This is a genomic window from Ruminococcus sp. (assembly GCF_016283395.1).
Genome location: NZ_JAEEMU010000033.1, coordinates 53623 through 69522, shown reverse-complemented (window position 1 = coordinate 69522; position 15900 = coordinate 53623). Strand labels below are relative to the sequence as shown.

Genomic DNA, 15900 nt, shown 5'->3' with positions numbered 1-15900 from the left:
ATTAGCTTGTAGGGGCGCGTTCCGCGCGCCCGTTTGTTAATATGAATTTTGTAGGGAACGCTGTCCTCGGCGTTCCGTTTATTTTTCTGCTGTCTGAAAAAACTGCATACATAGTTCTGCGAATTCCGCAGTATTGCTCAGCATAGCAGGGTGACTGCCGTGATCAAAAATGCAAGCCTGCGCAAGGGGAGTCTGTTCGCAGATATCACGGAAAAGTTCCTCATAATGCCCCTTTGGGAACATTTCGTCCTCGGCACTGCCTGTCAGCAGCAGCTTGCATTGCAGCTCCGATAGGGGACGGTGAAAGAATTCGCCTATATTTTGGGCGTGTCTGATAACTGCATCGGTGTCCGCATCGAATACTCTTTCCCAGTCGTCGCCGTGAATAGCTTTCAGCATAGCGCAGAAGCCTTCATTATGCTTTGCAAGTTCGCGTCCTGTACGTATCTGCTCCGTAATTTCGGCATTTGCGCGGATACCCTCGAAGCTGTCTGCGGCTACTGCGTTTATAAGTTCGGGGTACTCCAGTGCTGCGTTTATTGCGGCTAAAGCACCGCCGCTGCTTCCGATGATATTGACTTTTTCATAGCCCTTGTGATCGCACAGTGCTTTCACCTGCTTTGCCCATTCGTACCAGAGGTCTGCGCTCCATTCCGTGATATGCTCGGAGTGTCCGCAGCCGAGGAAATCCAGTGCTATGACGTGGTATTTTTCCGATAGCAGCGGTATAATTGGCGCAAACATATCACTTGATACTGTATTGCCATGCAAAAGGAGTGTGGGAGTGCCGTTGCCGTGTTCTGTGTAGTAGATCTTGTGTTTTTTGTAATCAAAATAGCTCATTAAATAGAGTGCTCCTTTCGATCTGTAATATTAGCATTATATATCAGTTGAGAGAATTTGTCAAATTTAAAGGGTATGATCGTTAAATCATACCCTTTATTATATGTATGTTGCGGAGCAAGGGAGTACAGGCTCTGTACAAACAAGAAAGCCGTGCTGCCTAAGCACGGCTTTCTTGTTCTGATTTGTCCCTTACAATTTATTTTTGGAATTATATCAATCTGAGCGGTGCGTTGTGCAGATGCACCGCTCAGACCAACATCGAAAAGGAATTATGATTAACCGAACATCCAGTAATCGAATTCGCAGTCGCCGCTGAATACCATGTAGATATCCTTAACGCCGTTTACGTTATTCTCTGCTGCTGCGAGTACGTTCTCGCTGCCGTTGAGTTCGCCGTAACCGATGCAAGTACCTGTTGTAGAACCTACACAGAACTTAACTACTGCGTTGCCGCTGCCCTTGACTGTGATAGAAGATACGCCCTTGCTGAGGTCAACGCCGCTGACCTTGATCCAGTCGCCCTTCTTAGCCTTGACAGTTGTGTTGCCGATACCGCTTATGCTTATGTTCTTAGACTGGTTAGACATTGTTTCAGCCTGTACAGTCTCATATGGATTGAGGTTCTCGATCTGGCTTACGCCTGCCTGTGAACCACTACATGTGATCTTGCCGTTGTTTAAAGTTGCCTTATCGATACAGGGTGATCTGTAGTTCCAACCCTGTCCGCCCTTAACGCCCATACGCATTTCAAGCTGACGTGAGTGATAAAGTACATAGTAGTTGCCCTTGAATTCGATAATTGAGTGGTGGTTGTTACCGCCGTTATCAAGTCTCTGTGTACCTGTGTTCTTGAATACAACACCCTGGTACTGGTATCCGCTGAGCGGATTTGTTGATGTCATGTAACCGATATCAGCATTGCTGAATGACTGACCGTTTACACTTGTACCACCTGGAACATTCCAGTTGTGGCAGAATGAATAATACCATGTGTTGCCGATCTTGATCATGCTTGAGTCCTCGAAGAGGTAAGGTGTACCAGGATCGATAGGTGTACCTGAAATTGAGATCATGTTATCGCCAAGCTTAGCGATACGTCCCTGCTTTGTATTAGCAGCCTGTCCATTCGGAACACCGCCGCCGTATGCGATGATACCTGTCTTTGTATCAGGATCATAGTAAACGCCTGGGTCGAAGAGCCATGTTACGTTACTGTTAGGTGTGTTTCTTGAAATAAGCTCGTGGCCAAGAGGATCCTTTACATTCTTAGTGAATGTCGGATCATCAGCTGTGATAACGCCGATACCTGAACCGTTGTTTGCGAAGTAAAGGAAGAACTTATCCTGTCCGTCGATATTCTTCCATGCAGCATCAGGAGCCCATGCGTTATTAGCCCATTTTGCAATAGGAGTGCCGCTTACTCTTGTTTTTGCAACAGGGATCTGACCGTGGTCAGTCCAGTTTACAAGGTCTGCTGATGATAAGCAGTTGATATAACCTGAAGAATAATCGTTTTCAACGATCTGACCATTCTGGTATACGAACTGATCAGCTGTTGTGTAAACGTAAAGTCTGCCGTCATATACCATCCAGCCCGGGTCAGCACCGAAACGCTGAGTATAAAGCGGATTGTTCTCGTTCAGCTTCTTAAAGCTTTCTGCAAGTGAGATGCCGCTGAACTTACCCTCGTACTTTGAAGTATCAAGTACAGGAACTGCAGGCTTGTTTACTGGGAATTCCTTGATCTTGCCGAGGATGAATTCCTGAAGGAGTACAAGGTCAGCAACTTCATAAGTTCTGCTCTGGTCAACGTCAGCAGCCTGCTGTGCCTTTGAATCAGTGAAGCCGCCAGCGAGGAGACCCTTTCTTGCAGGGATCATATCCAGTGAGTTTGTAACACCGTCTAAGTTAACATCACCGAGGGTCACTTCAACATTTGAAGGTGTGCCGGGATCAGATGTTCCTGGATCAGTGATCTCAGGCTGTCCTGCACCTGGGATAGTTTTACCGGAAGGAGCACCGACAACCTCGTCAATGAAGAAATCACAGAGGTTGGTTTCGTCTGTAGTTTCAACGTAGATCTGCATATTTGAAGCGCCTGCAGGAATTGTGTACTTTGTATTAGCAAGCTGTACCCATTCGCCCTTAGGAGCTGTACCTACAGCGATCTGATCGTAATTTGTGCCTGAACCATCTTCATACTGAAGAGTGAACTTGAACTCTGTATTACCGCTCTGATTTGTCATAGCGTTAGCTGAGAAGCTGTAAGTCTCACCAGGAGTGAACATATTTGAATCAAGTGCATATGAAGCACCGTTCCATGAAGATTCACGGCCGCTGCAGAAGAGTGACTTGCTGCCAGCGTATTTAGCTGAACTGCTTGTCTCAACTGAAGCAGAACCTCTGCCTGTCCAGCTTTCATCTGAGCTCTCGAATGTGTGGTGGAACCAGTAGCCTTCATCGTTAACCTTTGGAGGCTCGGGTGGAGTATAAGATCCGCCGCCGTTAGCTCTTGGACCTGTGTATGGGATACCTGTTGTCCACTGGCTGTCAGAGAGCATACTTGTGAGTGTTGTATAAGCAGCCTTTGGCTGATTGCTTCCGTCATAAAGGAGAGGCTGATTGCTTCTGCCTGTTGCATTGTCCTTAGCAACCCATGAATTGTTGTCGTTTGGTCCCCAGACCTGTACGAGGGAAACGAACGGTCCGTTAGGATGCTTTGTGTTCCAGTCCATAGCGTGCTGGAATATAGCCTTATACTTTGTAGCCTGATCGTTTAATGAATACTTGCCACCCTCAGTAGAGATATCGAGCTCAGTTACCTGAACATCGAGACCGAGGTTGAGGTATTCGTCCATTGCAGCGAGGTAAGAAGGCGTTCCGCCCCAGTCGTACTGACCTGCAGATGCACTTACGTGTGACTGCATACCCATACCGTCGATAAGTCCCTTAGCCTTGAGAGGCTTGAGGATAGTATTGATTATGCAAGATTTCTTGTCGCCTGCAAACTCGTTATAGTCGTTATAGAAAAGCTGACAGCCTTCGGGAGCGTACTTTCTTGCATATGTGAAAGCCTTCTCAACGAAGCTGTTGTTTCCGTAGATCTGTACCCACTTTGAGCTGCCGTTGCCTGATGTAGGTCTTACACCGCCCTGTGAAGCAGTACCGTCGTTGATGACCTCGTTACATACGTCGTATGCATAAAGGTTGAGCTGAGGATACTGAGTCTTGTATGCAGCAAACATATTCTTTATGTAGCTTTCCATACGCTGATCCATTACAGAAGTCGATACCCATGAACCGTTGTTGCTGAAGTCAGTCTTGAAGAACCAGTCAGGAGTCTGGCTGTGCCATACAAGAGTATGACCTCTGAAAGCGAGGTTGTTCTTTTCAGCAAAGTCGCATATAGCAGCACATCTGCTGAGAGAAACCTTAACGTTTGTATTTGTTGAACCGCTCTGTACGATAGTAGCATCAGGCTTTGTCTCGTTCTCACACTCGATAGCGTTGTGATCCTTTAAGATAAGACCTGTGATACCGCTGTTGTTTACTGTTGTACCGTTAAGGATATTACCTACACGGAAGTATGCACCGAACTCGTCCTTGAGACCCTTACCTGCAGGTGCTGCGTGTGCCTCCAACGCATCCTTGTCGCCTGTGATAAGGAACTCATCAAAGCAGAAATCCTCTGTAGAGTCGTTTGTGATCTTGAGCTTGAACTCGTAGCTTCCTTCAGCTGCTGTGTAGTTGCCCTTGAGCTCTGTCCACTCGCCTGCAGGAACAGTCTTTGAATCAAGTTCAACAACAGTTTCTTCCTTTGTCACTTCATCGATAGTAAGAAGTGAGAAGTGGAATTTCTCAGCTGTTTCGCTGTAAACCTTTACACTGTAGGAATATTTATCCCCGCCAAAGAGATAAAGACCCTTTGAAGAAGCAGCACCATCTTCGATAGATGTACGTCCTGATACCTTCATGCCTCTTGACATATCAGCACCTGCTTCTGACAGTGCTGTCACTTCTGTGACTCCACCCTCGCCGTACCAGCCTTCATAGCTGCTCTCAAAATTGTTATATACAATTTCAGCAGCAACTGTGCGCAGCATCATTTCCGGGAAGGCGGTGACAACTCCTGAAAGACAGCCGGCAGCCGTAAGGCTTGCAACTAACTTTTTAACTTTCATTATTTTCTCCTCCTCATAAAAATGTATATTTTTCGTTCAACGTTATGATATATTTTATATCATTTTATGCTGTTATAACAATTTTACTCTTTTGCCCTATTGTTTGCAACCCAAAAAATAAAGATTAGGTGCACAAAACGCAGAAAAGCCCTAAAAAACCAGCTGATTTGCAAAAATTCAGTCATCAAATTACTATGTACAGCATAAAAGTACTATTTTGCAAAATGTGTGATATTTTACGTAAAATGTTATATATATTTCGTTAGATGTATAATCTGCTGCTGTGCGAAAAACTAATTATATAGCTGAAAACAAGCTGATATGACATGAGTGGTAATTGTATACAAAAAATGCTCAAGCCGTGATGTCCAGCACGGAAAATTGAAATTAAAAATTACCATAAGTAATTGATGTCAGTATTTGCTATGGTAAAATAATGACACTGGTGCCTATCGCAAAAATTGCTTATTTGCGTTTTTTACACCTGATATACAAAATATTATGGCATTAGGTACAGTTTGATAGAAAAGTTCATATTTAAATGATATGATATTGACTATATAGCATATTTGTGCTAAGGTGCAAAATAAGGAGTGAAAAACAATGAAGGTTTCCGACGGATTCTGGCTGAACAAAAATGGCTACGATGTACACTGGGCAGCTCAGATCTACGAAACGGAGGCGGACGGCAGCGGCATAACAGTTTATGCATCTACACAGTGGATATCGAACAAGGGCATGACTCTCGGCGGTCCTATGCTAACTGTCCGCTTTTCGTCCACCCTCGAAAACAGTATTAAAATTACCATAAGTCATTTCAGCGGAAGCAGCAGACAAAAGCCTTCATTTCCGATATATGAGGACAGCCGTTTCAGACCTGTGATAAGAAAGACTGAAAACGGCGGCTATGAGCTGATATCAGGGGATACTTCCGTAAGGATAGGCAGTGAGAAAAAGGCGTGGGATATAGCCTATTATCACCGCGGCAGGCTTCTTACAAAGAGCGGCTGGCGCACTACCTCCGTTATAACCGAGGAGGAGTGGCACAGAGAACGCAGTAAAAACGGTGAACGCTTTTTTGCGCAGTCTGATAACGGCGGAAGTACATTTATCCGCGAGATGCTGAATATTTCTGTGGGCGAGTATATCTACGGCTTCGGCGAAAAGTTCACCACATTCGTGAAAAACGGTCAGACTGCCGAGATATGGAATAATGACGGCGGTACTTGTACAGAGCAGAGCTACAAATCTGTGCCGTTTTTTGTGTCGTCACGGGGCTACGGAGTATTGGTAAATCAGCCTGAAAAGGTAGTTTTCAACGTGGCTGATGAGAATGTCACCAAGACTGCTTTTACGGTGCAGGGGGAGTCGCTGGAGTATTTCGTTTTTGGCGGAGAAACTATCGCTGACGTTATAAGCCGATATACCGCACTTACGGGCAGACCTGCCCTGCCGCCGCCATGGTCATTCGGCTTGTGGCTGTCTACATCGTTCACAACGGATTACGACGAAAAGACCGTCAACGGGTTTATTGACGAGATGCGCAGACGTGATATCCCTCTTGATGTTTTCCACTTCGACTGCTTCTGGATGAAGGAGTTCGAGTGGTGCAGTTTTGAGTGGGACAGGCGGAAATTCCCCGAACCCGAGGCTATGCTTGCAAGGCTCAAGGCCAAGGGCTTGAAGATATGCGTTTGGATAAACCCGTACATCGGGCAGAAAGCTCCTGCTTTCAGGGAGTGTGCGGGAAATGGCTATTTCATAAAAAACAGGGACGGCTCGGTGTTCCAGTGCGATATGTGGCAGCCGGGAATGGCTCTCATAGACTTCACAAATCCCGAGGCGAGGGAGTGGTTCGCAAGGAAAATACGTAGGCTTGCGGAAATGGGAATCGATGCGGTAAAGACGGATTTCGGTGAGAGGATACCCACGGACGTGTGTTATTATGACGACTCGGATCCGTTCAAGATGCATAATTTCTACGCATATTTATACAATAAGACAGTGTTTGAGGCTCTTGAACAGGCTAAAGGAAGTGCCTGTCTCTTTGCCCGTGCTGCTTCGGCAGGCTGTCAGCAGTTCCCCGTACACTGGGGCGGAGACTGCTTCTCAGACTATGAGTCGATGTGGGAGACTCTCCGCGGCGGACTTTCTCTGTGTATGTCGGGCTTCGGATTTTTCTCCCATGATATCGGCGGATTTGAAGCAAAAGGCACTCCAGACCTGTACAAGCGTTGGACGGCTTTCGGACTTATGTCCACACATTCACGCTATCACGGAAACAGCTCCTACCGCGTACCGTGGCATTTTGACGAGGAGAGCTGCGATGTTTCGCGTCATTTCGTAAAGCTCAAAGGCAGGCTCATGCCGTACCTGTGGTCGAATGCGGTCATTACCCATAAAACGGGTGTACCCATGATGAGGGCTATGGCAGTGGACTTTACCTCAGACCGCAGTGCGCTCACTGTCGATACGCAGTATATGCTTGGTGAGTCGCTGCTTGTGGCACCTGTTTTCAGTGAGGCTGGTGAGTGCAGCTTTTATCTGCCCGCAGGCGGCGTATGGACTGATATACAGACAGGTGAGGAGCTGAGCGGCGGAAGCTGGTATACAAGGACGTATGATTACTTCGGTATGCCTCTTATGGCAAAGCCTCGTTCCATAATAGTCTACGGCGATTTCAAGGGAAGTGCCGACTATGACTATATCAATAATATGCACATCGTCGTATACGGGCTTGATGAGGGCGATAAGGCTTCTGTCTTCGTTTATGACCGTGACGGCGAAACCTGTGTTGACATAAATGCAGAGCGCAAAGGCGATAAAGTGTATATCAGTGTTTCGGGTACGGATAAGCCGTTTACTGCGGAAAGTGCGCAGGGATATGAAATAGTGATGAACAGTTGATTTTTCCCCTTTACATTTCGTCATAATTGTGGTAAAATAATTTTCAGATATAAACGAAAGGAAGGGATACGATGACTGAATTTGACGGCACACAAGATCAGAGAGCGCAGTTCGCAGCCCTTAATCATGAAATATATAATCTTACGAAGCAGCTTGAGGCTAAGGAAAGGGAGTATCTCGAGTCCACAAAGACCGATGCATATGATCCTTTCAAAAATCCTACGGAGTTCCGCTGGTACAGAGATGACTATTCTGAGATACTTCCGTGGATAACGATGCCCGAATTTGCTGTATCATTCGAGCCTGCAAAGGTCGAAAAGTCGGCGATACGGCGTTTTTACAATATAGGCGGATTTACGCTGGTATTTCAGTTCTTCGGCTCGAACCTTATTGTTTACGGACTGATATTCCTGATAAAGTATATACTCGGTGCGATAAATCCCGATGCTTCCGCAGGAGCGATATCGCATTATATGAATAATACTTCCATATTTCCTGCGATAAATATGCTGACATACCTTACCGCAAATGTAGTTTTTGCGTTTTTAGGGCTTAAATGGGCAAAAATAAAACCGTCCTTCATGATACAGACGAAGGATCTCGGTTTCGGCGATGTTGTCAAATATTGTATGACGGGACTTTTCCTGCTGATCGTTTCTACATATTTAGCCACGGGAGTAGAGGATATCTTTTCACATTACGGCTACACTACAGACGTAATAGACAGCGATTACGGAAAAACAGGCATGGGCTTTGCGGTCATGCTTGTGTACAGCTGCATTATAGCTCCTATCACTGAGGAGATATTCTTTCGCGGTGCGCTTATGAAGATATTCTCAAAAGCAAATCAGCGTTTCGGCATAATCGCTTCGGCTATGTTCTTCGGACTTGCCCACGGAAATGTTCCGCAGTTCATACTGGCGTGTCTTCTCGGTCTGTTCCTTGGACATATCGACATGAAGCATAATTCTATCGTGCCTTCGGTAATAGTCCATATCTTCTTAAATACCATGGTAACGATAGTTACCGAGCTGAAAGGCGATACAGCACTTGTTATAGGATTTACGCTCCTTATGTATGCAGGAGCTATAGCAGGACTTGCATTGCTCGTATTGCTGAGAAAGGAATGTAAATTCCCTGTATCAACACCTGCGCAGACAAGAAGAGGCTTTGCGATAGCAAAGACTTCAGTTGGATTTGTTATTGCATTTCTGCTGAATGTTGCATATCTTGTGTTCCTTATTGCAATCACTTAAAAACATAATCAATAAGCCCCGAGGCAATGCCTCGGGGCTTGAACTTTTATACAAGCATTGCGCTTGATAATAATTGAATCAATGAAGTATTATCTCAGCCATTAGCCGTTAGCCATGAACCCTTAGCCAAAAGAGTTCGCTTACGCTCACATTATTTAAATTATTCGCCGAAGGCGACACATTGGCTAATAGCCAACGGCTAAGGGCTAAAGGCTGTATTACAAAGTTTTTCCCTATTTCAATTTACAGTATGGTCAGTTTTTATTATCCTCGGAGACTGTTTCGGCTTGCGGAGCAGTTTTCGATTTTCTGTATAATATATATGCTGAGAATGCGATACATACCAGCAGCACGATAGTAGTGCATATACTTCCCTCTATACCGAATTCTCCGCCTGTAAGGAAAGCTTTATCCGATACCTGAGTTGTTTTCAGTAAAGACTCGCTCTGATCCAAACCGCTTACGCTTATGCCGTAGATATTGCCCTGTGCAAAGTTCCATATGGAATGTATAGCGGCTATGCCCCATATATTATCGAATAGTATCATATAAACAGCGGCAAATACGCCGAAAAGTACAAGATTTATAAATGGCAAAGGTCCGAAGCCCGGGTTCATGGCGTGTGCAAGTCCGAAGAATACAGCACTTAATCCGACTGCTATAGCTGTGTGATGTCCGCCTCCGCCTATGGAGTTCATAAGGTATCCGCGGAAGATGAATTCCTCACTCATGCCCTGTACCAGAAATCCCAGCAGGAAAAGAGGGAGCAGCTTGTAATTTACATTGCTGCATACCGATATGGTGTTTGCACCGAAAGCAACGCTGAGAAATGTTATCGCGCTCATTATTATGAGTCCGATAAAGAGTCCCGTGAGATAGTGGGGGATAAGACCTTTTTTTCTTGCTCCCATTGAGCTGACAGGTCTCATCTCAACACATCGGCAGTAGAATATCGCACCGATAGTACCGATGATAGTTGATAAAAGGGAAGGTATCATTACTCCCGGTACTGCTAATACCTTTGTGGCTATTTTCATGGATTGTTTTAAGTTGAATTTCTCCCCGTTTTGCAGATAGCCGTTTTCTTTCATTTCCTCAAGCATGGGCTTGGTGGTTATCACAGAAGGGATAATGGATTCAAGCAGGTATAATACTAAAAATACCACTATGAAAGTGAGCAGTATAGAAGAGAGTTTCTTTGAAGCGTGAGACTTTGACGCTTCGTCAAACATTTTAGGTCTGTAATCGAACATTCAAACACCTCCAATATCCATTTTACTATAGTAAACAGTACTTGTCAAGCCATCCCCTCATTTGACACGGTCGTGCAGGAATGATATAATGAAAGTTAGGCTAAATTCAAAACAGAAAGGGGAATGCCGATGTATAAAACTATATTTTCAAACATCGGAAAGTACAAGAAACAGGCAATTCTCTCGCCTGTGACCATTATCGGTGAGGTGCTCATGGAGGTGCTTATCCCTATGGTAATGGCACTGATAATCGATAACGGTGTCAAAAAAGGAGATATAGGATATGTTGCAAAAATGGGCGGACTTATGGTCGTGATGTCTGTCTGTTCGCTTTGCTTCGGCGCACTTGCGGCGAGATTCAGCGCGGTTGCGGCTATGGGCTTTGCAAAAAATCTCAGGAGCGCGCTTTTTCGAAAGGTGCAGGACTTTTCCTTTGCGAATGTGGATAAGTTCTCCACAGCTTCGCTGACAACAAGACTGACCACAGATGTTACCAATATACAGAATGCGTTCATGATGTTCATTCGTATGGCGTTCCGTTCACCTATAATGCTCATATGTGCTACCTGTATGGCTGTAAGGCAGAACGCAAGGCTTTCGCTGGTATTCCTTTTCGCCATACCTGTACTTGCTTTTGCGGTGTTCTTTATTATCTCAAAGGCGCATCCGCGCTTCGGTATCATGCTGAAAAAGTACGACGGCATGAACGGAAAGATACAGGAAAACCTCATAGGTATCCGCGTTGTAAAGGCTTTTGCCCGTGAGGAATACGAGAAGAAGAGCTTTGAGGAGAATACCGACAGTGTACGCCGTGCGCAGTTTGCTGCGGAAAAGCTGGTAATACTCAATATGCCTATCATGCAGCTTGTAATGTATGCCAGCATAACGGCTATACTCTACTTCGGCGGACATATGGCAGTTGACGGAAATATCGGTACAGGTGAGCTTTCAAGCTTTATCATGTACGTGGGACAGATACTCCTTTCACTTATGATGATATCAATGCTCTTTATCACCTTCGTTATCTCAAGAGCATCGCTCCAGCGTATATATGAGGTGCTTGCGGAAGAACCGACGATAAAGGATCCGGAAAACTCGGAAGTATCAGCTGAGGACGGCTCGATACGCTTTGAGGGCGTAAGCTTCAGCTATTATGATGATATGGAAAATCTCGCCCTTGAAAACATAGACCTTGATATAAAATCAGGCGAAACTATCGGCATCATCGGCGGTACAGGCTCGTCAAAGACATCGCTGGTACAGCTTATCCCTCGTCTTTACGACACAACAAAGGGAAAAGTTATCGTAGGCGGTCACGATGTAAAGGACTACGCTCTTGAAACCCTGAGAAACCAGGTTGCTATGGTATTGCAGAAAAACGTTCTCTTCTCGGGCACTATCAAAAACAATCTCCGCTGGGGAAATGAGAATGCAACTGATGAGGAGATAATCGAGGCCTGCAAATCAGCCTGCGCTCATGATTTCATAATGGGATTCCCCGACGGCTACGACACCAACCTCGGACAGGGCGGCGTAAACGTTTCGGGCGGACAGAAGCAGAGACTATGTATTGCACGTGCGCTTCTGAAAAAGCCTAAGATAATCATTCTTGATGACTCAACAAGTGCTGTTGATACAGCTACCGACAGCAGTATCCGCAAGGCTTTCAGTGAAAAGCTTGCAGACACTACGACTATCATAATTGCTCAGCGTATTTCCTCAGTTATGGATGCTGACCGTATCATCGTTATGGACGGCGGAAGGATAACCGATATAGGCACACATGATGAGCTTATGCAGTCAAGTGAGATATACCGTGAGGTATATGACTCACAGCAGAAAGGAGCTGATGAATAATGCCTCCTATGAAAGAAATGAAGCCAATGGCTAAGCCTGAAAACACATTTGCTGCATTGAAGCGTATTTTCAGTTATATGCACGGCTTCCGAGTACAGTTCATATTTGTGGTCATCGGTATATTTTTCAGTGCCTTTGCGGGAATAGCAGGAAACTACCTGTTAAAGCCCATCATTGATAACCTTGAGGACGCATTCAAAACAGGAGACTGGAAGTACGGAAAATTCATCGGCTTACTTACAGTCATGGCAGTGATATATGCTGTGGGCGCGTTATCGTCGCTGTTTTATCAGCGTGTGATGATGAAGATATCAACAACTACTCTCATGCGAATAAGAAATGACCTTTTCTGCAAAATGGAGATGCTGCCAATACGCTTCTTTGACAAGCATACTCACGGCGAGCTCATGAGCCTTTACACCAACGATACGGACGCTATCCGCGAGATGCTCAGCAACAGTATCGCTCAGTTCATAAGCTCTGCTATAACTATCGTGGGCGTGTTTACCGCAATGCTCATATACAGCTGGAGACTTACCATACTTGTAGTAGCTGTGCTGTTCGTTATATTCAAGGTCATAGGCTTTGTGGGCTCACGAAGCGGCAAGGGCTTTGCTGCACAGCAGAAAGCACTTGGAAAAGTAAACGGATATATTGAGGAAATGATAGACGGTCAGAAGGTGGTAAAGGTATTCTGCCACGAGGACAAGGCAGCCGAGGAGTTCGATGCACTGAATGAGGAGCTTTGCAAAGCAGCTACTCATGCAAATACATTTGCCAATGTCATTATGCCGATAATGAACAACCTTTCCTACATACACTATGCTATGACCGCTATTGCAGGCGGTATCATGGCTGTAAAGGGCATAGGCGGCATGACTGTTGGTACGGTAGTATCCTATTTGCAGTTCACACGTTCATTCTCACAGCCTATAACACAGGTGTCTCAGCAGCTCAACTCCGTGCTAACAGCACTTGCAGGTGCAGAGCGTATCTTCCGCGTTATAGACGAAGAGCCCGAGGTCGATGACGGCTATGTAACTCTTGTAAATGCCGATATCGCCAAGGACGGCAATATAACCGAGACTGACAAGCGTACAGGCAGGTGGGCTTGGAAACACCCTCACAAGGCTGACGGTACTATTACATATACGGAAGTTCGCGGTAACGTGGAGTTCGATGATGTAGTGTTCGGCTATGAGCCGAATAAGACGGTGCTCAACGGCATTTCGCTCTATGCAAAGCCGGGACAGAAGATAGCCTTTGTTGGTTCTACGGGAGCAGGAAAGACTACCATAATCAACCTTATCAACCGCTTTTACGATGTGCCCGAGGGCAAGATACGCTATGACGGCATAAACATCAACAAGATAAAGAAGGACGACCTGCGCCGTTCACAGTCAATAGTTTTGCAGGATACACACCTTTTCACAGGTACGGTCATGGAGAATATCCGCTACGGAAAGCTTGATGCCACCGATGAGGAAGTATATGCTGCTGCTAAGCTGGCAAATGCCGACAGCTTCATAAATCATCTTGAAAACGGCTATGATACCATGCTCACAGCTGACGGTGCAAATCTTTCACAGGGACAGAGGCAGCTCCTTGCGATCGCCCGTGCCGCAGTTGCAGACCCGCCTGTACTTATCCTCGATGAGGCTACAAGCTCTATCGACACACGTACAGAGGCTCTTATCGAAAAGGGTATGGACTCTCTTATGGACGGCAGAACGGTATTCGTTATCGCTCACAGACTGTCCACAGTACGCAATTCCCATGCTATAATGGTTCTCGAACACGGTAAGATAATCGAGCGAGGAAACCACAACGAGCTTATTGCTCAGCACGGAAAGTATTACCAGCTCTATACGGGAATGTTTGAGCTGTCGTAAGTTATTTTACACAATTCATTTTTTTGCCGCAGAAAAAAGTTTGTTTATTAAGCAGCTTGAACCTGCGGCATTTATTGTGTATTATATATAGTAGTGTATTTTATGCATAAAAAGTATGATTTCGGAAAGAGGACAGGATATGGATATCAGAAGAATATTCGCAGTTTGTGCCGCTGCGGTCATTATTTGCGGAGCAGCTGTTTCATGTAATGAGAAAGTCAAGACCAGCAAGAATATAGAGAGTACCGAGAATAAAAATGCTGTCGCTGATGACCTTTCAGACGTTCAGTTTGAGGATACAGTTACAGCAGGTACAGGCGATGCATACCTTGCCATTGCCGATAAGGAGTTCAGAATGCAGTATCTCGGCGGAAGCGATGAGAACAATCAGCTCACCTTTGATGCAGGAGTAGTCCATATCGACGGCAACGGAGACTATAAGGTAAGCGTAAATGCGGATACAAAGGGCTTCAGATACAGAGCTACAGGCGATCCCGATAAAGAGTATAAGCCAAAGGGAATGGAATATGCCGCTGTTATAATAGAGGACGGCGAGACAGCAGTTCCCGATGCTGTAATAACTATCAAAAAGGTAAAAGTCGACGGAAAAGATGTTGAACTCAAAAAGAAGAGCTTCACTTATACAGATGCAGGCAAGCTTCGCTCAAATATATTCAATGAATGGATAAGCGATGACGGACTTCCTGACGATTCAAGGTGCGATAAGGGTGCGCTTTTCAATAATTATGACAACACTTCACCTTCCGATATCAACGACGGAAGCTATTCTGCTCAGCTTGTGGATACAGGTGCATTTGATGAATGGACTAAAGTTGAAGTGGAATTCAGTATCTCAGGACTCGACAAATAACACATAATTTCCCGAAATCCTCACGATTTACCCGTGAGGATTTTTCCTTTCATTCAGTTTTCTGTCACAGAATAAACATATCCGGGTTATATAATAACATCATGGAAAGACAACAGGGAGCACTGCACAGAGCAGTGACAGCCCGTAAATGTTCAGCTTTAAGGAGCTGAAAACATCATTAAGAAAGCTTCTATTTTTCATATAAACCACCCTAAAGGGAAAGCACTCGGAGACGGGTGCTTTTTCTGTAAAGCAATATTGACAAATTATATATAGTGTGGTATAATGAAATTACAGCAAAATCACCGAAAACAACCATAAATGGAGGAAAAAACAATGGCTAATAATACAATTTCTAAAATAACAGAAGATTTCCGTGACCTTCTCAAGGAGAGAAATGTTCCTTTTGAGGTAAACGAACAGGATCCTAATATGATGAGATTTCGTACCAAGCTCCCTAATAACGAGAGCGTAACACCATTGGTATTCATTCATGTAAATGACGCAAACAGTGCTCTCTCACTTGCACTGAGCCAGATGGTACGCTTCAATGAGCCCGGTATTGAACTGTACAAGGCTATGAATGAGTTCAATTTAGACTCTGAGAGCTTCGGCTGCAAGATGTTCATTGACGAGCGCGGAGAGCTTATCGTTCTTGTAAATGCTATCGTTAAAGGAGAGTCTCCTCGCAAGCAGATAGAGGACTATCTCAACATTTCTATCCTTGCTATAGACAAGCATATGGGAAAAATTCTTGAAATAATTAAGAATAGCGAAAATAATTAACGATATATAGGAAAATATACGAATTATTTTTCGGATAAACAAAATGTGATA

The 15900-nt window shown here is 45.0% G+C and carries 9 protein-coding genes; 6 read left to right on the top strand and 3 right to left on the bottom strand.

Annotated features, from left to right (window positions below; genetic code table 11):
• Positions 1–78 precede the first annotated feature (78 nt).
• Together QZZ41_RS02280 and QZZ41_RS02275 are read right to left on the bottom strand one after the other, a co-directional pair.
• Positions 79–843, bottom strand: a complete 765-nt coding sequence (locus tag QZZ41_RS02280) for an alpha/beta hydrolase (protein WP_295067538.1) — start codon at positions 841–843, stop codon at positions 79–81.
• A 278-nt stretch (positions 844–1121) separates the two neighbouring features.
• Positions 1122–5027: an endo-1,4-beta-xylanase gene (locus QZZ41_RS02275; protein WP_295067536.1), complete on the bottom strand. Its 3906-nt coding sequence runs from the start codon at positions 5025–5027 to the stop codon at positions 1122–1124.
• Positions 5028–5630: 603 nt separating this feature from the next.
• Here QZZ41_RS02275 and yicI point away from each other — a divergent pair.
• Entirely contained in the window at positions 5631–7934 is a 2304-nt protein-coding gene (yicI, locus tag QZZ41_RS02270; protein ID WP_295067534.1) for an alpha-xylosidase, read from the top strand.
• Between the two features lie 71 nt (positions 7935–8005).
• Positions 8006–9190, top strand: coding sequence for a CPBP family intramembrane glutamic endopeptidase (locus tag QZZ41_RS02265; protein ID WP_295067531.1), 1185 nt, complete (start codon positions 8006–8008; stop codon positions 9188–9190).
• Between the two features lie 254 nt (positions 9191–9444).
• On the opposite strand, the gene QZZ41_RS02260 is transcribed toward QZZ41_RS02265, so the two are convergent.
• Positions 9445–10443 (bottom strand): CPBP family intramembrane glutamic endopeptidase, encoded by a 999-nt coding sequence (locus tag QZZ41_RS02260; protein ID WP_295067527.1) that lies wholly within the window; start codon positions 10441–10443, stop codon positions 9445–9447.
• Positions 10444–10572: 129 nt separating this feature from the next.
• Between QZZ41_RS02260 and QZZ41_RS02255 the strand changes: the two genes are divergently transcribed.
• From QZZ41_RS02255 to QZZ41_RS02240, 4 genes are all read left to right on the top strand, one after another.
• Positions 10573–12300 (top strand): ABC transporter ATP-binding protein, encoded by a 1728-nt coding sequence (locus QZZ41_RS02255; protein WP_295067525.1) that lies wholly within the window; start codon positions 10573–10575, stop codon positions 12298–12300.
• Positions 12300–14192, top strand: coding sequence for an ABC transporter ATP-binding protein (locus tag QZZ41_RS02250; RefSeq protein WP_295067522.1), 1893 nt, complete (start codon positions 12300–12302; stop codon positions 14190–14192). The genes QZZ41_RS02255 and QZZ41_RS02250 overlap by 1 nt, the downstream gene beginning before the upstream one ends.
• A gap of 139 nt (positions 14193–14331) precedes the next feature.
• Entirely contained in the window at positions 14332–15063 is a 732-nt protein-coding gene (locus QZZ41_RS02245) for a hypothetical protein (protein ID WP_295067519.1), read from the top strand.
• A gap of 336 nt (positions 15064–15399) precedes the next feature.
• A complete protein-coding gene (locus tag QZZ41_RS02240) occupies positions 15400–15849 on the top strand; it encodes a YbjN domain-containing protein (protein ID WP_295067517.1) in 450 nt (149 codons plus the stop codon).
• Positions 15850–15900: the final 51 nt, after the last annotated feature.